This window comes from Streptomyces sp. Y1 (assembly GCF_041053115.1).
In the GTDB taxonomy this organism is placed as follows: Bacteria; Actinomycetota; Actinomycetes; order Streptomycetales; family Streptomycetaceae; genus Kitasatospora; species Kitasatospora rubellomurina.
Genome location: NZ_CP163445.1, coordinates 2,707,666 through 2,726,379, shown reverse-complemented (window position 1 = coordinate 2,726,379; position 18,714 = coordinate 2,707,666). Strand labels below are relative to the sequence as shown.

At 75.2% G+C, this 18,714-nt stretch carries 15 protein-coding genes; 9 read left to right on the top strand and 6 right to left on the bottom strand.

Going from position 1 to position 18,714, the window contains the following annotated elements; genetic code table 11:
- The first annotated feature begins 107 nt into the window (after window positions 1–107).
- From AB2U05_RS11350 to AB2U05_RS11330, 5 genes are all read left to right on the top strand, one after another.
- Entirely contained in the window at window positions 108–1,310 is a 1,203-nt protein-coding gene (locus AB2U05_RS11350) for a sensor histidine kinase (RefSeq protein WP_369183143.1), read from the top strand.
- The gene (locus AB2U05_RS11345) at window positions 1,307–1,957 is read left to right on the top strand and encodes a response regulator transcription factor (RefSeq protein ID WP_045694837.1); all 651 of its coding nucleotides are present in this window, start codon (window positions 1,307–1,309) and stop codon (window positions 1,955–1,957) included. The genes AB2U05_RS11350 and AB2U05_RS11345 overlap by 4 nt, the downstream gene beginning before the upstream one ends.
- Before the next feature lie 177 nt (window positions 1,958–2,134).
- A complete protein-coding gene (locus AB2U05_RS11340) occupies window positions 2,135–3,004 on the top strand; it encodes a 3-hydroxyacyl-CoA dehydrogenase family protein (protein WP_045694839.1) in 870 nt (289 codons plus the stop codon).
- A gap of 355 nt (window positions 3,005–3,359) precedes the next feature.
- Window positions 3,360–3,677, top strand: a complete 318-nt coding sequence (locus tag AB2U05_RS11335) for an STAS domain-containing protein (RefSeq protein WP_045694841.1) — start codon at window positions 3,360–3,362, stop codon at window positions 3,675–3,677.
- 178 nt (window positions 3,678–3,855) lie between these two features.
- Window positions 3,856–6,114: an ATP-binding protein gene (locus tag AB2U05_RS11330; protein WP_369183142.1), complete on the top strand. Its 2,259-nt coding sequence runs from the start codon at window positions 3,856–3,858 to the stop codon at window positions 6,112–6,114.
- Between the two features lie 7 nt (window positions 6,115–6,121).
- On the opposite strand, the gene nucS is transcribed toward AB2U05_RS11330, so the two are convergent.
- Window positions 6,122–6,781: an endonuclease NucS gene (gene nucS, locus AB2U05_RS11325; RefSeq protein WP_369183141.1), complete on the bottom strand. Its 660-nt coding sequence runs from the start codon at window positions 6,779–6,781 to the stop codon at window positions 6,122–6,124.
- Between the two features lie 486 nt (window positions 6,782–7,267).
- Here nucS and AB2U05_RS11320 point away from each other — a divergent pair, with 486 nt between their 5' ends.
- On the top strand, window positions 7,268–7,660 hold the full coding sequence (locus tag AB2U05_RS11320; protein ID WP_045694845.1) for an SCO5389 family protein: 393 nt from the start codon (window positions 7,268–7,270) through the stop codon (window positions 7,658–7,660).
- A gap of 75 nt (window positions 7,661–7,735) precedes the next feature.
- Here the strand turns inward: AB2U05_RS11320 and AB2U05_RS11315 are convergent, their stop codons facing one another.
- A complete protein-coding gene (locus AB2U05_RS11315; protein ID WP_045710893.1) occupies window positions 7,736–8,941 on the bottom strand; it encodes an LLM class flavin-dependent oxidoreductase in 1,206 nt (401 codons plus the stop codon).
- 396 nt (window positions 8,942–9,337) lie between these two features.
- Between AB2U05_RS11315 and AB2U05_RS11310 the strand changes: the two genes are divergently transcribed.
- On the top strand, window positions 9,338–9,661 hold the full coding sequence (locus AB2U05_RS11310) for a hypothetical protein (protein ID WP_045694848.1): 324 nt from the start codon (window positions 9,338–9,340) through the stop codon (window positions 9,659–9,661).
- 15 nt (window positions 9,662–9,676) lie between these two features.
- Here AB2U05_RS11310 and AB2U05_RS11305 read toward each other — a convergent pair whose 3' ends face one another.
- Window positions 9,677–10,447, bottom strand: a complete 771-nt coding sequence (locus tag AB2U05_RS11305; protein WP_045694850.1) for an ABC transporter permease subunit — start codon at window positions 10,445–10,447, stop codon at window positions 9,677–9,679.
- A 1-nt stretch (window position 10,448) separates the two neighbouring features.
- Entirely contained in the window at window positions 10,449–11,453 is a 1,005-nt protein-coding gene (locus tag AB2U05_RS11300) for an ABC transporter ATP-binding protein (RefSeq protein ID WP_045694851.1), read from the bottom strand.
- A gap of 94 nt (window positions 11,454–11,547) precedes the next feature.
- On the opposite strand from AB2U05_RS11300, the gene AB2U05_RS11295 reads away from it, so the two are divergent.
- Together AB2U05_RS11295 and AB2U05_RS11290 are read left to right on the top strand one after the other, a co-directional pair.
- Window positions 11,548–12,345: an alpha/beta fold hydrolase gene (locus tag AB2U05_RS11295; RefSeq protein WP_045694853.1), complete on the top strand. Its 798-nt coding sequence runs from the start codon at window positions 11,548–11,550 to the stop codon at window positions 12,343–12,345.
- Complete coding sequence (locus AB2U05_RS11290) at window positions 12,342–12,653, top strand: hypothetical protein (protein ID WP_369183140.1); 312 nt, start codon at window positions 12,342–12,344, stop codon at window positions 12,651–12,653. Before AB2U05_RS11295 ends, AB2U05_RS11290 begins: the two co-directional genes overlap by 4 nt.
- Window positions 12,654–12,783: 130 nt before the next feature.
- Here the strand turns inward: AB2U05_RS11290 and AB2U05_RS11285 are convergent, their stop codons facing one another.
- Together AB2U05_RS11285 and AB2U05_RS11280 are read right to left on the bottom strand one after the other, a co-directional pair.
- Entirely contained in the window at window positions 12,784–13,713 is a 930-nt protein-coding gene (locus AB2U05_RS11285) for a cellulose-binding protein (RefSeq protein ID WP_045694855.1), read from the bottom strand.
- A 117-nt stretch (window positions 13,714–13,830) separates the two neighbouring features.
- On the bottom strand, window positions 13,831–18,534 hold the full coding sequence (locus AB2U05_RS11280; protein WP_369183139.1) for a hypothetical protein: 4,704 nt from the start codon (window positions 18,532–18,534) through the stop codon (window positions 13,831–13,833).
- Window positions 18,535–18,714 lie beyond the last annotated feature (180 nt).

Here is an 18,714-nt window from a genome sequence, read left to right as displayed (position 1 = left end):
GCGGGTTTCGTCGTCGCGTGGTGCCGTCCGGGGCTGCACCTTTCGATGTAGCGGCCTCCTCCGTGGACGGGAGCCGGGTGGCGCGTCCGGGATGGTGAGATGGGGGTGTGCTCGTACCATCCGTCCCACCGCGCCGCATGGACCGGCTGATCGCCCTGTGCGGGGTGCTCGGCGGCGCCGTACTGATCGTCTTCCGGGTGTACGACCGGGCCGACGAGGTGCCGCTGTGGGCGGTGGTGGCGCCGCTGCTCGTCATGGCGGGGCTGGAGCTGGTCCGGCGCACCCGGCCGGTGCTCACGGTGTCGCTGGGCGGGCTGGCCTTCGCGGCCGGGGTGTTCGCCGGCAGCCTGCTGGCGACGACGATCATGTACACCGATCTGCTGTACGCGGCGGTGCTCTACGGCAGCCACCGGATGTCCCGGGTGCTGCACCTGACCGGCGGCTCGACGGTGCTGGTGCTCTCCGCGCTGGCGTGGTGGAAGAGCGGCACCGCGGCGGGGCTGCTGATCGTGGTGGTCGCCTCCCTGGTGTTCCTGGCGCCGGTGTGGACCGGCGAGCTGGTGCGCAAGCACCGGCAGGAGGCGGAGAGCGAGCGGCTGCGGGCGGAACAGACCGCGCTGCTCTCGGAGATGGACCGGCGCGAGGCGGTCGTCGCCGAACGGGCCAGGATGGCACGGGAGTTGCACGACGTGGTGGCCAACCACCTGTCGGCGATCGCGATCCACGCCACCGGCGCGCAGTCCGTCGCCCGGCGCCGGCAGCTGCCCGCGGACGATCCGCTGGTGGAGGTGCTGGCGGTGATCCGGGAGAACAGCGTCCAGGGATTGGCCGAAATGCGCCGGATGATCGGGCTGCTGCGTGACAGCGGCGGGGGAGAGGCCGACGCGTCGTACGCGGCCCCCGACCTGGCCGCGGTGGACGCCCTGCTGGCCAAGGCCCGGGCGGCCGGGCAGGACGTGGGGCTGGAGTTCGAGCTGACCGAGCACGGCGAGCACCGGGACGTCCCGGTGCCGGTCGGGCTGGCCGCGTACCGGATCGTGCAGGAGTCGCTGACCAACGCGCTCAAGCACGCCGGGCCCGGGCTGGTCCGGCTGCGGCTGGAGTTCGAGCCGGAGCGGCTGCGGATCGCCGTCGACAGCCCGTACCGGGGCGGGGCCGGGCGTGAACTGCCGGGCGCCCGGGCCGGGTTGGTGGGCATGTCGGAGCGGGCCGGGCTGCTCGGCGGCAGCTTCGAGGCCGGGCCGCGGGACGGGTACTGGAGCGTGCGCGCGGTGCTGCCGTGCGGGCGGGGGAGCGAGGCAGGGGCATGACGATCCGAGTGCTGGTCGCCGAGGACCAGGCGGCGGTGCGGGCGGCGCTGGTGATGATCCTGCGGGCCGAACCGGACGTCGAGGTGGTCGGGCAGGCCGCGGACGGCGAGGCGGCCGTCCGGCTGGCGCTGGAGCTGCGGCCGGACGTGGTGCTGATGGACGTGCAGATGCCCCGGCTGGACGGCGTCTCGGCGACCAGGGAGGTGGTCGCCGCCGGGGCCGCCCAGGTGCTGGTGCTGACCACCTTCGACCTGGACGAGTACGTCTACGGCGCGCTGCGGGCCGGTGCGGCCGGCTTCCTGCTCAAGGACCTGGAGGCGGACACCCTGGTCGAGGGCATCCGGACGGTGGCCCGCGGGGACGGCATGCTGGCGCCCTCGGTGACCAGGCGGCTGATCGGCACCTTCGCCCGCCCGGACCGGCCGGTCGGCCCGGCGGCGCGGGAGGCGGTGGCCGCGCTGACCGCCCGCGAGCGCGAGGTGCTGGCCTGCGTCGGCGCGGGGATGTCCAACGGGGAGATCGCGGCCCGGCTGGAGATGGCGGAAGCCACCACGAAGACGCACGTCAGCCGGATCCTGGCGAAACTGCGGCTGCGCAGCCGGGTGCAGGCGGCGATCCTGGCCCAGGACCTCGGGCTGACCATCTGATCGTCTTCCCGGTCGGGCGACCGGTTCGGTTGCAGATCACACTCTCGATTGCTTATGCGCGGGGGATTTGGGCGTTAGAGTCCCCGCTGAGCGACGCGGCTCCGCGGCGGTGACCCCTGCCCTGAGCCGCCTTCAGGGCCCGCCCTCGGGGCGGCGACGGCATCGGGAGACCCAGCCATGAGCAATGCGTCCAGCAAGCAGATCGCCGTGATCGGTGCCGGCCTGATGGGCGCCGGCATCGCCCAGGTGTCCGCGCAGGCCGGCCACCCGGTGGTGCTGCGGGACGTCACCGAGGAGGCGCTGCAGCGCGGCCTCGCCGGCATCCGCGCCTCGTACGAGAAGTTCGTCGCCAAGGGCAAGCTGAGCGCCGAGGACGCCGAGGCCGCGCTGGGCCGGATCACCACCACCACCGACCTGGGCGCCGTCGCCGAGGCCGACATCGTGGTCGAGGCCGTGTTCGAGAAGCTGGAGGTCAAGGAGGGCGTCTTCCGCGAGCTGGACAAGCTCGCCAAGGACGGCGCCGTGCTGGCCACCAACACCTCCGCCATCCCGATCACCCGGATCGCGGCCGTCACCCGGCGCCCGGAGTCGGTCGTGGGCGTGCACTTCTTCTCGCCCGTCCCGATGATGAAGCTGGTCGAGCTCGTCCGCGGCTACAAGACCAGCGACGAGACGCTGGCCGCCGCCCGCGCCTACGCCGAGGGCGTCGGCAAGGAGGTCGTGGTGGTCAACCGCGACGTCGCCGGCTTCGTCACCACCCGCCTGATCACCGCGCTGGTCGTCGAGGCCGCCAAGCTGTACGAGTCGGGCGTGGCCACCGCCGAGGACATCGACACCGCCTGCCGGCTCGGCTTCGGCCACGCGATGGGCCCGCTGCAGACCGCCGACCTGACCGGCGTGGACATCCTGCTGCACGCCGCCCGGAACATCTACGACGAGACCCAGGACGAGAAGTTCGCCGCCCCGGAGATCATGGCCCGCATGGTCACCGCCGGCGACCTCGGCCGCAAGAGCGGCCAGGGCTTCTACCCGTACGAGGCCAAGTGAGCCCCGAGACCCGATGACCCGGCGGGCCGTGCGATCGGAGCATCGTACGGCCCGCTGTGCCGGGTCGGGTGAGTTTCCTCACGCTGCGTGCCGCAGACGGGTGATTTGGGCGGGAATCGAGCGTAGGTGTGGAGACTGACTGCGTATATTCCCTCGGACGAGTGAAGTTGCTTCAGATTCGGCCGAAACCAGCAACCTGGGGTGCCGGTTCACCGTCAGATGAGGGAACCCGACGCCTCACCGTCTTCTCGCCGTCTTCCGGGCGAGGAGCCGCACCACGGCGGCCCACCCGATCGCAACACCCCGCCCCGGCCACCAGAGCGACCAGCAGAGCGACCAGGCGAAGGAGGAGAGCATGCGCATCACCGGCGACCACCGGGCGCTGGCCATCGAAGGCCGCCTCGACGTGCGCACCGCCGCCGACGCGCGGGCCCGCCTGCACCAGGCCGTCGACGGCGGCCTCGGCGACCTCGTGCTCGACCTCGCCCGGCTGGAGTTCTGGGACGCCACCGGCCTCGGCGTGATCATGGGCACCCACCGGCGGGCCGGCCGGATCGGCCGCCGACTGGTGCTGCGCTCCGTCCCGGCCCAGCTCCAGCGGCTGCTGGTGGCCACCAAGCTGCACCGCATCCTGGCGGTGGACGGCGGCATCGCCGAGGCGCACGTCGTCTGATTCCCCCGGATTCCCCCCGTCTCCGGGACCGCCCTGCGCGGCGGTGACCGGATGTGCGAGAGTCTGCCCGTCAGAATGACGGCCGCCGCCCGCTGCCCCCAGCCCCCGCGCGGCCGCGAACGGGACGTCAGCCGGCCGGCGCGCGGTGCCGGCGGCCGAGCACGATGCGGAGCAGAACGTGGCACAGCCATCCGGCGAACTCCGGCAGGAAGCCGCCGCCCGCACCCGCGGCGGCGAACTGGTCTCCGGCGGCCTGCTCGTCGGCGTCGGCGCCCCGGACGGCTCCGAGGCCAGGCCCTGCCCCGAGGAGTGGCGCCCCCGCCCCCGCCGGATCGAGCGCAGCGAACCCGCCCGCGGCCCGCTCGGCGGCCCCGGCCGCGCGGTCGGCCCGCTCGCCATGGGCGCCGGGCCCGCCGACCTGCCGCTGCTCGACCGCGAGGCCGACATCGCCGAACTGCTCGGCCTGCTCGCCGAGGGCCGCTCGATACGCCTGGTCGGCCAGGCGGGCTCGGGCCGCAGCGCGCTGCTGTCGGCCGTCGCCGAGGCCTCGGCCGACCTCGCCCCCGGCGGCGTCGTCCAGCTCTGCGGCCACCGCCGCACCGGCGCCGACCTGCTCCAGGACCTCTTCGCCGCCACCCACCACGCCCCCGGCTACCGGCCCGACCCCGGCCAGCTCGCCGGGCACCTCGCCGAGGTCGCCGCCGTCGTCGTCATCGACGGCGCCGAACCCTCCGGCGACGAGCTGGAGGAGCTGCTGGCCGCCGCCCCCGGCTGCGCCTTCCTGCTCTCGGTCTCCCCCGGCAGCCCGGCCCTGCCCGCCGACTCCCGGCTCCAGGACCACCCCGTCGCCGGACTCTCCCGCGCCGCCTGCCTCGCCCTCACCGCGCGCCTGGCGGGGCGGCCCCTGGACGTCGCCGAGAAGGCCTGGGCGGTCGACCTCTGGTTCGAGTCCGAGGGCCTGCCGCTGCGCTTCGTCCAGGCCGCCGCGCTGCTGCGCCAGCGGGACGTCGCGGTGGACGCGCTGGTCGCCGCCGAGGAGGACCGCAAGGACGTCTTCGGGGCCGTCGAGGAGCCCGTCCACCACCCCGACCCGGCGGTCCGCGAGAGCGCGCTGCGCCGCACCGTCCCGCTGCCCTCGGTCGCCGAGACCGCCTCGCCCGCCGTCCGGCTCGCCGAGGGGCTGAGCGAGCCCGCGCAGGCCGTCCTGCGCCTCGCCGTCGCGCTCGGCGGCGAGTGCCCCACCGCGCCGCACCTGCCGGCGCTGATCGACGTCGGCCACGGCGAGGCCGCCCTCGCCGAACTCGCCGACGCCGGGCTGGCGGTGTCCATCGGCGGGCACCACCGGCTGACCGCCGGCGCGCTCGACCTGCTCGTCCCGCACTGGCCCGCGCGCGGCTGCGCGGACGGCGCCGCCCAGCACTTCGCCTGGTGGGTCGGGCACGGCTCGGTGTCGCTGGAGCAGGTCGCCGCCGAGGCCGAGGTGGTGATCGGCGTGCTGCTCGCCGACCGGGCCGCCGGACGGCACGAGGCGGTGGTCCGGCTCGCCCGGGCGGCCGCCCCCGCGCTGGCGCTCGCGCTGCGCTGGGGCGCCTGGGAGCGGGTGCTGCAGCTCGGCCTGGAGGCGGCCCGGCGGGTCGGCACGCCCGCCGAGCAGGCGTGGTTCCACCACGAGTCCGCCGTGCACGCGATCTGCGTCCAGCAGCCGTCCCGGGCCGTCGCCGAACTGGAGACCGCACTCACCCTGCGCACCGCCGCCGGGGAGCAGCGCGGGGTCGCGGCCGCGCGCCGGATGATCGAGCTGCTGCGCGCCGAGGGCCGGCAGCTGCCGGCCGGGCCGACCACGGTGGCGGCCGCGCGCGGGCCGGTGATCCGCAAGATCGCGGCCCGGGTGCCGCGCCGGCTGCGCTCCAGCCGGCGGCGGCGGATCGTCCTCGCCACCGCGGCCGTGCTCACCTTCGGGGTGCTCGGGACGGCGGCGGCGATGAGCCTCGGCCCGGACGAGCCGAGGGGGAACGAGCCGCACGGGCGGCTGGACGACGTCGGGGACAGTCAGGACGGGCTGCCGCCGGTGCCGCACACCAGCACCAGCCCCGGCGCCCCCGCCGCCGGCGCGTCGAGCGCCCCGGCGGGGGCCGGAAGCAGTCCGACGCCGTCCGAGAGCGGCAGCGCCTCGCGCTCGCCGAGTGCGTCGGCGTCGGTGTCGTCGTCGAAGAAGCCCAGCCGCTCGCCGGGGGCGCAGGAGTCGGATCCGGCGCAGCCGCCCGTCCAGGAGCCCGCGCAGCCGCCGGTCCAGCCGCCGGCGCCGCAGCAGCCCCAGCCGACGCAGCCGTCCGCGTCGCCGGTGGTGACCAACTCGCCCTCGTCGCAGCCGACGCCGACCCCGACCCCGACCGCCCCGCCGTCGTCCGGGACGCCGAGCCCGACCAAGCCGGCCTAGGTGCGGCTCAGAACAGCTTGAGCTTGTCGTCGTCGATGCCGCGCAGCTCGTCGTAGTCCAGCACGACGCAGCCGATGCCCCGGTCGGTGGCCAGTACGCGGGCCTGGGGCTTGATCTCCTGCGCGGCGAAGACGCCCTTGACCGGGGCCAGCAGCGGGTCCCGGTTGAGGAGTTCGAGGTAGCGGGTGAGCTGCTCGACGCCGTCGATCTCGCCGCGGCGCTTGATCTCGACGGCCACCGTGGCGCCGTCCGCGTCGCGGCATAGGATGTCGACCGGGCCGATCGCGGTCGGGTACTCGCGGCGGATCAGCGACCAGCCGGAGCCGAGCACCTCCATCCGGTCCGCGAGCAGCTCCTGCAGGTGGGCTTCGACGCCGTCCTTGATCAGGCCCGGGTCGACCCCGAGCTCGTGGGACGAGTCGTGCAGCACCTCCTCCAGCGTGATGATGAGCTTCTCGCCGGCCTTGTTCTCCACCGTCCAGGCCCCGTCGGCCTCCTTGAGGGCGCACGGCGGGGACATCCAGTTGAGCGGCTTGTAGGCGCGGTCGTCGGCGTGGATGCTGACGCTGCCGTCGGCCTTGACCAGGATGAGCCTGGTGGCGGAGGGCAGGTGGGCGGAGAGCCGACCGGCATAGTCGACTGAGCAGCGGGCAATTACGAGACGCACGGTCGACCACGCTAGCCCACCGGGGCCAGTTGATGCGATTCCGGGACGACCGGGTGAAGAAAGCGCGAACGCCGCGAACATGGAGTTTCGGCGGGTCCCGCATCCGCCCGTCGCGGTCTGGCGCCCGCCACACGGGGTCTCTACCGTGTGTGACGGCACGCTCGCGGGACCGGCGTCAACGGGGACGGAGACTTCAGATGAACGATCCGACAGGATCCGGCCAATCTGGTGTGCTGCTGCATATTTCAGAAGCAATCCGCAAGAATCACCAGCCTGTTCGGCTGCTGGCTGCCACGCTGTTCTGAGCGCGTTCGGTGTCCGGGTCGTTACGTCCCGTGGCGCCACTCCGCGGTGTCGCGAAGGTGCCGGAACCCCGTTCCACGGGTGCCGGACGCCCCTCGCGGCTTCCGCCACCACCCTCACTGTGAGCTTGGACTACGCATGACCACCCGGGCGCCGCGCGGGTGGACCGCGAGAGGAGAATCCATGTCGCTCGACGTCTCACCGGCCCTGCTGGAGAAGGCCGAGCGGGGCGAGGTCGACGAGCGGGAATTCGTCGACTGCGTCCGCGTTTCGCTGCCGTACGCGTGGGACCTGATCAGTTCGCTGGTCGCCCAGGCGAAGGTCGACGGCACCGACTTCGCCGACAACCAGGTGCCGCCGCCCAGCGAGCAGGCCCGCGGCCAGCTGCTGCGCGCCCTCGCCAGCGACGCCATCCGGGGCGCCCTGCAGCGCCACTTCGGGGTCCGGCTGGCGTTCCAGAACTGTCACCGGGTGGCGGTGTTCCTGCCCTCCGAGGCCAACGAGGCGCGGTACGACCGCTTCACGTCGGTCCGGGAGCAGCTGCTCAACCAGTCCGAGGAGCTGCGGGACTGCTGACGCGCGGCGCCGTCGTCGCCCCCCGGTCGCGGGAGGGTGGCGACGGCCCGGTCGTTCGGTCAACCCGCTTCCTTTTCAGCTCAGTTGGGGGAGCACCTCGGAGCCCAGCCGGGCGATGTTGTGCAGGGTCGCCGCGCGGTCGCCGCTGCCCTCCGCGAGGAGTGCGAACCGCCGGATGCCGGTGCGCTCGGCGGTGGCCAGCAGCCGGTCGGCGCACTGCCGGGGAGTGCCCACCGCGTGCAGGTCGCAGAGGAGTTCGGTGTACTGGCGGGGGTCGCGCATCTTGCGCTCGCGGCCGTCCACCGTGCGGTGCGCGCCGAGCCCGTACTCGAACCAGCCGGGCATCGCGTTCAGCAGCGTCGCCCTGGCCGCCGAGGCACGGTCGTCGACCTGCGCCACCCCGGCGGCCACGTGCTGGCGGCTCACCCGGCGCAGCTGCTCCTCGGAGCGGCCGGCCGCCAGCCAGGCGGTGCGGTACAGCTCCAGCATCCGCAGCTTGTCCTCGTCGCCGGAGTGCATGCCGAGCAGCATCGGCAGCCCGCGCTCGGCGGCCAGCCCGACCCCGCCCGGCGAGGTGCAGGCGACCACCACCGGCGGGCCGGCCACCGGCCGACCGGCGGCCGTCAGGTCATCGCGCAGCCGGTCCTCGGGCAGCGGGTCGGTGCGCACGGGCTCACCGCGGGTCGGTTCGCCGCGCAGTGGTGCGGCGTCCTGGCGCTGGCGCGGGAAGCGCACCGGCGCGGACTCGTCCAGGCCCAGCCAGCTGCCCAGGCCGGGCCGGCGCAGCGGCTCGGTGGCCCGGGGGACGACCGCCACCTCGGGGAAGCTGAACTGCGGCCCGTCCGCGCCCACCCGGGAGCCGCGCAGCCAGCGCAGCAGCAGGTCCAGCCGCTCCGGGAAGCCCTGCTCGAAGGCGTCCACGCCGCTGCCGAAGACGTCCAGGTCGATCCACGGCCCGCCGCGCCCGACCCCGAGGGTGAACCGCCCGCCGGAGGTGAGGTGCAGCAGCGCGGCCTGCTCGCCGAGCGCCACCGGGTGGGCGGTGGAGAGCACGCTGACCGCCGTGCCGACGCCGATCCGGCGGGTCCGGCCGAGCAGCAGCGCGGCCAGCGTCGCGGCGTTCGGACAGACCCCGTACGGGACGAAGTGGTGTTCGGCCAGCCAGACGCTGTCCAGACCCGCCCGCTCGGCCTCGACGGCGGCCCGGACGGTGCGGTCCAGCACCTCGGCGTGGCTCTGCCCGGGGAACTGCGCGGACAGCAGGAACGCGCCGACCCGCACCGGGGCGGTGTCCGGCGCCGCCGTGCCGCCCCGCTGGGCGGCGGGCAGCGGCTCGCCCGCGACGGCCGTCACCGGCGCGACGGTGGTCAGCGCCGGGCCGGGAGCCGGTGGCCGTACTCCGACGGGCCGGCGGGTCTCGGCGCGGGCGCTGGTCTTGGTCATCCTTGGGCCTCCTCGGGTGCGCGCAGGGTGCGGGCCCCGCCTCGTCCCTTCGTGGGTATCCGATGTCATGTGCCAATGGCACGCGAAGCCCCGAATTTCGGTGGTCTCCGGGTGGATCTCGGTAAAAACCGCGAAGTGTCGGGCGCACTCGTGATAGAGGCATTCAGATCGGGTGGGCGGCCCGCAGGGCTAGGCTGGAGCGCACCCGAGCCACCGGAAGAGAGGCAGTCCGCCGTGTCGCCGCGCCACAACCGGAACAGGAGCGCCGCCCCCCGCGAGAGCGCCGAGCCGACCGCCCCGCTCGGCGGATCGCTGCGCCGTACCGAGAGCTACCAGGGTGACGACTGGGTGGTCCAGACGGTCGCCGGGACGTCGGGGCGGCACTACCGCTGCCCGGGCTGCGACCAGGAGATCCCGCCCGGGGTGGGCCACCTGGTGGCCTGGCCGATGCACGGCGGCGGGGTCGACGACCGGCGGCACTGGCACCGGGCCTGCTGGGGCGCGCGGGAGCGCCGGGCCTCCAACATCCTCCGGGGCCGCGGCGCTCCGCGGTACTGACGGGCCCGCGGGCCGCTACGCGTCGCGGTTCTTGAGCACCAGCGCGCCGCCGAGCAGCGCCGCCGCCGTCCAGGCCAGGCAGATGCTGAACCCGGCCCACGGCCCGTACGGCTGGCCGTGCTGCTCGTACACCAGCAGCATCCGCGAGCCCGCGTAGTCGGGGAAGTAGTGGGCGAGGGTCTTGACCTTCGGCACCGCCGAGAGGATCGGCGAGAGCAGGAAGAAGAACGGCACCAGCACGCCGAGCGCCAGCGTCTGGTTGTGCAGCATGGTGGTCACGCCGGCCGCGAACAGGCAGAGCATGGTCAGGTAGAGCGCGGCGCCGAGCACCGCGCGCAGCACGTTCGGCTCGCCCAGGGTGGTGGAGTGCGAGCCGAGCAGGGCCTGGCCGAGGAAGAAGGTGACGAAGGCCGTCACCAGCGAGACCAGCAGGGCCAGGGCGCCGAGCACGACGGCCTTGCCGGCGAGCAGGGTGGCGCGCTGCGGGACGGCGGCCAGGGTGACCCGGATCATCCCGCTGCTGTACTCGTTGCCGATCGCCAGCACGCCGAAGACGATGATGGCCAGTTCGCCGAGCATGATGCCGGAGAAGGCGGTGCCGGTCGCGTCGAACGGGGTGTCGGCGTCGTGTCTGCGGAACTCGGTGAAGTTGTTGTTGGTGAGCAGGGACAGCAGCGCGCCGATGCCCACGGTGACCACGAAGGCCAGGGCGAGGGTCCAGACCGTCGAGCGGACGCTGCGGATCTTCGTCCACTCGGAGCGCAGGATCGCCGGGAAGGACGTCATCTCAGTTCTCCTCCTGCTGCACGGCCGCGGCCGGCCGGGCGCCGTCCGCCTTCCAGCCCGCGCCCCAGACGCCGGGCGCTCCGGCCGCGTCGCGGCCCGGGCCGTCGCCCGCGTGGTACTCCACCGAGTCGGCCGTCATCTGCATGAACGCCTCCTCCAACGAGGCCTGCTGCGGGCTGAGTTCGTGCAGCACCAGGCCGTTGGCGGCGGCCAGCTCGCCGAGCGCCGCGAGGTCGCCGTCGACGACCTCGTAGGAGCCGTCCGGGCCGGGTTCGTGCCGCAGGCCGGCGCCGGCCAGCAGGTCGAGCAGCCGCTCGGGCTGCGGGGTGCGCAGGCGGACGGCGGAGCGGGAGTTGCGCCGGATGAACTCCGGCATCGGCAGGTCGGCGAGCAGCCGGCCCTTGCCGATGACCACCAGGTGGTCGGCGGTGACGGCCATCTCGCTCATCAGGTGGGAGGAGACGAAGACGGTGCGGCCCTCGCCGGCCAGGCGCTTCATCAGGTTGCGGATCCAGAGGATGCCCTCCGGGTCGAGGCCGTTGACCGGCTCGTCGAACATGACGATCTCCGGGTCGCCGAGCAGGGCGGAGGCGATGCCGAGGCGCTGGCCCATGCCGAGCGAGAAGCCGCGGGCGCGCTTGCGGGCGACCGGGGTGAGACCGACCAGGGAGAGCACCTCGTCGACCCGGCGCTCGGGGATGCGGTTGCTCTGGGCGAGCCAGCGCAGGTGGTCGCGGGCGGTGCGGCCGGGGTGGACGGCCTTGGCCTCCAGCAGCGCGCCGATGTACTTGAGCGGCTCGCTGAGCTGCCCGTAGCGCTTGCCGTCGATGGTGACCCGGCCGCTGGTCGGGCGGTCGAGGTCGAGGATCATGCGCATGGTGGTGGACTTGCCGGCGCCGTTCGGGCCGAGGAAGCCGGTCACCACGCCCTGGGGGACCCGGAAGCTGAGCCGGTCCACCGCGAGTGTCTTGCCGTAACGTTTTGTCAGGTCGTGCAACTCGATCATTCGGGCTCCCTACGCTCTTTGTCAGGCTAGGACAAAGCGGATATCAGGGCCCGCTGAGTGGGCCCGGCGGGCGTGCCGGAATAGGTTGGGGGCCATGACCGAGCTCCCCTCCGCAGTGTCCGTCCGCGAGAGCGGTACCGGAACACCCCTCGTGCTCCTGCACGCCTTTCCGTTGAACGCCGCGATGTGGTCGGCCCAGTTGGACGCGCTGCCCGGCCTGACCGGGGACGAGGCCCGGGTGCTCGCCCCCGACCAGCGCGGGTTCGGCGGCACCGAGCTGGGGGCCGACGAGCCCTCGCTGGACCTGGTCGCCGACGACGTGGCGCTGATGCTGGACGCGGCCGGGATCGAACGCGCGGTGGTCGGCGGGCTCTCCATGGGCGGCTACGTGGCGCTGGCCCTCGCCCGCCGCCACCCGGACCGGCTCGCCGGCCTGCTGCTGGCCAACACCCGGGCCACCGCCGACGCCGACGCCGTCCGGGCCAACCGGGAGCGGACGGCCGCCGCCGTCACCGCCCGCGACAGCGTCGGACTGCTGCTGGACGAGCGGGTCGCGGCCGGGCAGCTGGGGCCGGACTCGCAGCACCTGGTCGCCCGGGTGGAGGCGATGGTCGCCGCCGCCCCGCCGGCCGCCGTCGCCTGGGCCCAGCGGGCCATGGCGGCCCGCCCGGACTCCCTGGACGTACTGGCGGGCCTGCGGGTGCCGGTCGCCGTCGTGACGGGCGCCCAGGACTCCCTGGTGGCACCGGACGAGGCCGAGCTGATCCTCCGGGCCCGGCCGGACGCCGAACTGACCGTCATCCCCGGCGTGGGCCACCTGAGCGCCCTGGAGGCCCCCGAGGCCTTCGACGCCGCCGTGCGCCGGCTCCTGGCCCGGGTGGCCGCCGGATGAGCGAGGACGCGGCCGGCTGGGACTACTCGGCCCTGGAAGTGACCGGCCGGATGCCGGTGACCAACCGCGGCGAAGGGCTGCTGGAGCTGACCCTGGAACCGCTCGGCGAGGACTACTGGATGCGCCCGGGGGAGACCTTCATCGTCACCTCGTACGGCGACTTCGGGCCCGGCCACCCGTTCGAGGTGCAGTACTGGCCCGACTCGGTGTCGGTCTGGTGCACCTCCTGGTTCGGCACGGTCTCGGACGACGAGGGGAACCAGCTCAGCAGCGGCTACCAGCGGCCGGACGGGGCCTACCCGAGATAGTGAGTGCTGTGCACGCAACAGGCCCCCACCCGAACGGGTGAGGGCCTGCTTCGCGTCGGCGTCGGTACAGGGGGCCGGCGCCACGGCGCCAGTGGCGGGACGTCGGCGCTGACGGGTCAGCGCGGCGGCGTCAGCGCGACTGCTGGGCGGGCACGCCCATGGTGTCGTCGCTCGGCACCCCGGCGGCGGCCACGGCCGCGCCGGTCAGCGTCGCCAGCATCTCGCGGACGTTGGTCAGCTGGGCGTTGATGCTGTCGCGACGGTTCGTCAGCGCCGCCAGCTCGCGCTCGGATTCGCTGCGGATGCGGTCCGCCTTGGCGTTGGCGTCCGCCACGATGTCCTCGGACTGGCGCTGGGCCGTCTCGACGGTCTGGCGGGCGCGGCGCTCGGCGTCCGTGCGCAGCTTCTCGGCCTCCAGGCGCAGCTGCTCCGCCCGGTGCTCGATCTCGGCGAGGCGCTTCTCGGCCTTGGCCTGACGGGCGGCCAGGTCGCGCTCGGACTGCTCGCGGCGCTTGGCCAGGTTCGTCTCGAACTCCAGCGCGGCCTGGGCGGCCTTGGTGCGGGTCTCCTCGAAGAGGGCGTCCGCCTCCTCGCGCTTGTTCTGGGCGTCCTTGTTGGCCTCGGCGCGCAGCTGGGCGGAGTCGCTCTTCGCCTTGTCGACGATCCGCAGGCCCTCGTCCTCCGCCTTGGCCTTGCGGTCCTTGGCGTAGTTCTCGGCCTCGGTGCGGACCTGCTGCGCGGCGGCCTCGGCCAGCTCGCGGTGCTGCTCGGCGGCGCGGTGCGCCTCGTCGCGCAGGTCCTTGGCCTCCTCCTCGGCGAGCCGCAGGATCTTCTCGACCCGGGCGCCGAGGCCGGCGTAGGACGGCTCCTGGTCCGCGACCGCCGCCTGGGCGGTCTGGGTCTCCAGGTGGAGCTCCTCGATGCGCTTCTCCAGCGCGGAGATCCGGGTCAAGGCACTGTCACGGTCGGCCACCAGCTTGGTGATCCGCTCGTCGACCTGGGCGCGCTCGTACCCGCGGCGCACCAGGTCGAAGCCGTGAGGGGAGTGACTGTCGCTCATGGGACTCTGGGCTTCCTGTCGTCAAACCGCTGAGGTGGTTGAGGGAATCCTGACACGGTACCGGAGTGTCGACGGCGATATGCCGTTCTCTCACGGACAATGACCGCCAATGTCCGCTCAATCGGGTGGTGCGTTCTTGGAACGATTGCCGCCCGACCGGGGGGAGCCAACTCCGGCACCGGCCTTGGCACCCCCGTCCTTCTTGCTGTTGCTTCCCCCGTTGGTCTGCGCGACCGGCGCCGGCGCCTCGAAGGCCTCCAGGGCGGACAGCACGTCCTGCACCCTGGAGATCTCGGTGTTGATGTCCTTGCGGCGGCGCACCAGTTCGTCCAGCTCGCGCCGGCCCTCGTCGGTGACCCGCTTCGCCTCGGCCTTCGCCTCGGCGATCAGCCGCTCGGCCTCCGCCTTCGCCAGCTCGACCTGCTCGTCCGCGGTGCGGTCGGCGTCCCGCAGCCGCTTCTCCGCCTCGGCGGCGGCCTTGTCCAGCCGCTCCTCGGACTCCGCCTCGGCGGCGGACAGCTTCGCCTCCGCCTTCTCGATCAGCGCCTCGGCGCGGTCGGTGGAGGTGGCGAGCTTGGTCTCCGCCTCCTTGAGCAGCCCCTCGGCCTTGCGCACGGCCGAGAGCCGGACCTTGCTGGCCTCCGCCGAAGCCTCCGAGGTGAGCTCGGCCGCGCGGTCCTCGGCGGCCGCGACCAGGGCGGCGGCGCGGTCCTCGGCCTCGGCGACGGTGGCCACCGCCTGCTCCTCGGCCTCCGTCAGCTGCTCCTGGGCGGCCGTCACCAGCGCGTCCACCCGCTCGCCGGCCGACTTCATGGCGGCCGCGTTCTCCTTGCGGGCGCGCTCGTGCAGCGCCTCCACCTCGGCGTCGGTCCGCTCGCGCAGCTCCTCGGCGCGCTCGCGGATCGCGGTCGCGTCCCGGCGGGCCTCGGCGAGCAGGGCGTCCGCGTCGGAACGGCCCTTCTCCACCTCGGCCTGGCCGGCCGCCTCGCCGGCGGCGACCAGCCGGTCGGCCTCCTTGCGGGCGGCCGCGACCATCGCGTCCGCCTGCTCCTCGGCGGCGGCGGTGGTGGCCAGCGCGGTGGTCTGGGCGTCCTCGCCGAGCGCCTCGGCGTCCGCGAAGGCCTTCTCCAGCACCGAGGTGGCCCGGTCGCGGGTGGCCTTGTCGAACTGCTCGGCGGCCTCCCGGGTCTCCGCGTCGTAGACGTCGGCGCGGGCGCGGGTGGCGGCGTCGTAGTCGTCGGCCAGGCCGCGGGTGGCGAGCGCGTACTCCTCGGCCTCGGCGCGCAGCCCGGCGGCCAGCTCCTCGGCCTCGGCGACCGTCCGGGCCGCCAGCGCCTCGGCGTCGGCGAGGGTACGGGCGGCCTGCGCCTCGGCCTCGGCGCGCAGCTGCTCGCCGGCCTCCTCGGCGGCCCGCAGCTCGGCGTCGGCGTCGTGGCGCAGCTGCTCGTCGTAGGCCTGCGCCTCGGCGCGCTGCCGGCCCAGCTCGGCCTCGGTGGCCTCGCGCTCGGCGGCCAGCTCCAGCTCGGTGCGCTCGCGCAGGGCGGTGGTCTCGGCCTCGGTGCGGGCGCGCAGCTCGGCCGTCTCGCGGTCGGCCAGCTCGCGGACCTCGGCGGCGTAGCGGTCGGCGTCCTGGTGCCGGCCGAGGGCGTACTCGTCGGCGGCGGCGTGCTGCTCGGCGACGTACTGCTCGGCGGCGGCGCGCAGCTCGGCGACGTGACGATCCGCGGCCTCGCGCTGTTCGGCCGTCTCCCGGTCGGCCAGGGCGCGCTGCTCGGCCGTCTCCTGGTCGGCCAGGGCACGGACCTCGGCGACCTCGCGTTCGGCGGCGGCCTTCAGCGCGGCGATCTGCTCGGCGGCGGCCTCGTGCAGGCCGGCCACCGACTGGCGGACCTCGGCGGCCTCGTCCTCGGCGTCGGAGACCAGCCCCGCCCCCTCGGCCCGGGCGGCGGCGACCAGCTCCCGGCCCTCGGCGCGGGCCTGCTCCAGCTCCTCGGCCGCCTCGGCGCGGATGCCCTCCGCGGCCGCGCGGGCCTCGGACAGCGTGCGGCCGGCCTCGGCGCGGACGGTCTCGGCCTGCTCGTTCGCGAGCGCCAGCTCGGCGGCGGCCTCCTCGCGGACGGCCCGGGCGGCCTGCTCGGCGTCGGCCACGCGCCGCTCGGCGGTCTCCTCGGCCCGCGCCAGCCGCTCGTCGGCCGCCTCGCGCTGCTCGGCGGCGTAGCGGTCGGCGTCCTGGCGCTGCCCGAGGGCGTACTCGTCGGCGGCGGCGTGCTGCTCGGCGACGTACTGCTCGGTGCGGGTGCGCAGCTCCTCGGCGGCCTGCTCGGCCTCGGTGCGGACCCGGTCGGCGTACTCGGCGGCCTCGGTGCGCTGGGCGGTGGTCTCCTGCTGGGCCAGGACGCGCTGCTCGGCGACCTGCCGCTCGGTGGCCTCGCGCAGCTCCGTGGTCTCCCGCTCGGCGCTCTCGCGCTGCTCGGCGGTGGCCTGGTCGGCCTCGGCGCGGACGCGGGCGGCGTACGCCTCGGCCTCCGCGCGCTGCTCGGCGACCTGCCGGTCGGCCGTGTCCCGCAGCTCGGCGGCGGCCTGCTCGGCCTGCTCGCGGGCGGCCCGGGCGGCGGCCAGCTGTTCGGCGGTCTCCTCGCGCTCGCGCTGCAGCCCGGCGGCCGCGGCCTCGTGCTCGCGCCGGCTCTCCTCGCGCAGCGCGTGCGCGGCGGCCTCGGCCTCGCCCCGGGTGCGGGCGGCCTCGGTGTCGGCCTCGGTGCGCACCCGCTCGGCGTCGGCGACCGCGGCGTCCCGGACGGCGTTCGCCTCGGCCTGCGCCTCGGCGGTCAGCGCCTCCGCGGCGGCGGTCGCCTCGGCGCGCACCCGCTGGTCGAACTCCGTTGCCTGGCGCCGGAGTTCGACGGTCTCGCGCTCGGCGGCGACCCGGTTCTCGGCGGCCGCCGCCTTGGCTGCGGCGAGGGCGTCCTGGCCCTGCTGCTCGGCGGCGGCGGTGATCTTCTCGGCTTCGGCGCGGGCCCGGGCCAGGGTCTGCTCGGCCCGTCCCTGGGTCTCGGCGGCCTGCTCCTGGGCCTGCTCGCGCAGCCGCTCGATCTCCCCGGCGGCGCCCGCGCGCAGCTCGTCCGCGTCGGCCTTGGCCTTGGTGAGCAGCTCCTCGGCGTTCTTCGCCGACTCCTCGATCTGCAGGACGGCCTGGCGGCGGGCCTCGCCGCGCACCCGGTCGGCCTCGGCGGCGGCCTGGGCGCGCAGCTCCTCGGCCTCGGCCCGCAGCCGGGCCGCCTCGTCCTGCATCTGCTCGATCCGCTCGCGGATCGCGGCGGCGTCGTCCAGGGCGGCGTTCTGGGCCTGCTCGACGGCGGCCTGGGCCTGCTCGCGCAGCCGCTGCGCCTCGGCGGCGGCCTCGGTGCGGATCCGCTCGGCCTCGGCGGCGGCCTCGCCGCGCGCCGTCTCGGCGTCCCGGTTGGCGCGGTCGAGCACCTCCTCGGCGGTCTTGGCGGCCGTGGCGAGGTGGACGGCGGCCTCCTTGGCGCCGGCCGCCCGGCCCTCCTCCTCGGCCTCGCCGCGCAGTCGCTGCGCCTCCGCCTGCGCGGTGGCCCGCAGCTCGGCGACGTCCCGCTCGGCCCGGGCGCGCAGCTCGGCGATCGCGGCCTCGGCCTCGGCCTTGAGCTCGGCGGCGACGGACTCGGCGGTGGCCCGCAGCCGTTCGCCCTCCTCGGCCGCGGCGGCCTTGGCGGCGTCCGCCTCGGCCTGCTTGGTGGCGGCCTCGGCTCGGACGGCCTCGGCCTCCCGCCGGATGGCCTCGGACTCCTTGGTGGCCTGCGCGACCAGCCGGGCGATCTCGGCCCGGGCGGTCTGGGAACGCTGCTCGGTGGCGGCCTCGCCGTCCGCGACCTTGCGCTCGGCGGCGGCCTCGGCGTCGGCCTGCAGCTGCTCGGCGGCCTGCTCGGCCTGGGTGCGCAGCTCGGCGGCCTCGCGGCGGGCGCGCTCGGCCTCGGCGATGGCCTCCGCGCGCAGCCGCTCTATCTCGGCCTTCGCGGCGCCGAGCTGCTGCTCGGTGCGGGTCTGCTCGGCCTCGGCCTCGGCCTTGAGCCGGTCGATCTCGGCCCGGGCGGCGGCGAGCTGCTGCTCGGCGGCGGCGTGGGCGGCGGCCAGCTGCTGCTGGGCCTCGCCGCGGGCCGCGTCGACGTCCGCGGCGGCCTGGGCGCCGGCCTGCTGGGCCTGCTCGGAGGCGGCGCGCAGGAGGCGCTCGGCGTCGGTCTGGGCGCGCTGCAGGGCGGCCTCGGCGGCGGCCTGGGCCTCGCCGCGGGCGGCGTCCACGTCGGCGGCGGTCTGGGCGCGGGCCTGGTCGGAGAGCGCGACGGCCTCGGCGCGGGCGGCGGCGATCATCCGCTCGGCCTCGACGCGGGCCTCCTGGAGCAGGCGGTTGGCCTCCTGCTCGGTGCCGGCCCGGGTCTGCTCGGCCCAGCCGTTGACGTGCTGCTCGGCGGAGCGGCGCAGCTCGGCGAGCTCGTCCTCCAGCTGGCGGCGGCGGGCGGCCAGCTCGGCCTCCAGCCGGGCGGTGCGCTCGGCGGCCTCGGCCATGATCCGCTGGGTGGCGGCCTGGGAGTCGCGCAGCTGGCGCTCGGCGTCGGCGCGCAGCTGCTGGGCCTGCATCTCGGCGGTGCGGAGCATCTGCTCGGCCTGGCCGGAAACGGCGTCGAAGGCGCGCGGCTGGGCGAGCATGCGGCGGGACTCGTGCAGCTTCGCCCGGAGCACCTCCACCTGGTAGGCGAGGTCCTCGGCGTGTTCGACTGCCTTGTCCCGCTCCTTCCGAGTCCGACCCATCTCGGCCTCGAACTGGGAGAGGTGATCGTCAACCTCGTAGCGGTCGTTGCCCCGCACTCCGCGGTCCCATCCATCTCCTGGTCGCGTCTTCGACCCGGCCGGTCCCGGGCCCCCGATTCCCGGGGCACCGGTCCTGCTGGTCCTTGCATCCGCAGTCGCTGAACGACCCCCGTCTAGCCG

What these genes read in the sequence shown, in the direction of transcription:
- AB2U05_RS11295 (WP_045694853.1), top strand. Translation starts at nt 11,548, where the DNA reads ATGACCGAGCTCCCCTCCGCAGTGTCCGTCCGCGAGAGCGGTACCGGA.
- AB2U05_RS11345 (WP_045694837.1), top strand. Translation starts at nt 1,307, where the DNA reads ATGACGATCCGAGTGCTGGTCGCCGAGGACCAGGCGGCGGTGCGGGCG.
- AB2U05_RS11335 (WP_045694841.1), top strand. Translation starts at nt 3,360, where the DNA reads ATGCGCATCACCGGCGACCACCGGGCGCTGGCCATCGAAGGCCGCCTC.
- AB2U05_RS11290 (WP_369183140.1), top strand. Translation starts at nt 12,342, where the DNA reads ATGAGCGAGGACGCGGCCGGCTGGGACTACTCGGCCCTGGAAGTGACC.
- AB2U05_RS11320 (WP_045694845.1), top strand. Translation starts at nt 7,268, where the DNA reads ATGTCGCTCGACGTCTCACCGGCCCTGCTGGAGAAGGCCGAGCGGGGC.
- AB2U05_RS11285 (WP_045694855.1), bottom strand. Translation starts at nt 13,713, where the DNA reads ATGAGCGACAGTCACTCCCCTCACGGCTTCGACCTGGTGCGCCGCGGG.
- AB2U05_RS11280 (WP_369183139.1), bottom strand. Translation starts at nt 18,534, where the DNA reads ATGGGTCGGACTCGGAAGGAGCGGGACAAGGCAGTCGAACACGCCGAG.
- AB2U05_RS11305 (WP_045694850.1), bottom strand. Translation starts at nt 10,447, where the DNA reads ATGACGTCCTTCCCGGCGATCCTGCGCTCCGAGTGGACGAAGATCCGC.
- AB2U05_RS11340 (WP_045694839.1), top strand. Translation starts at nt 2,135, where the DNA reads ATGAGCAATGCGTCCAGCAAGCAGATCGCCGTGATCGGTGCCGGCCTG.
- AB2U05_RS11300 (WP_045694851.1), bottom strand. Translation starts at nt 11,453, where the DNA reads ATGATCGAGTTGCACGACCTGACAAAACGTTACGGCAAGACACTCGCG.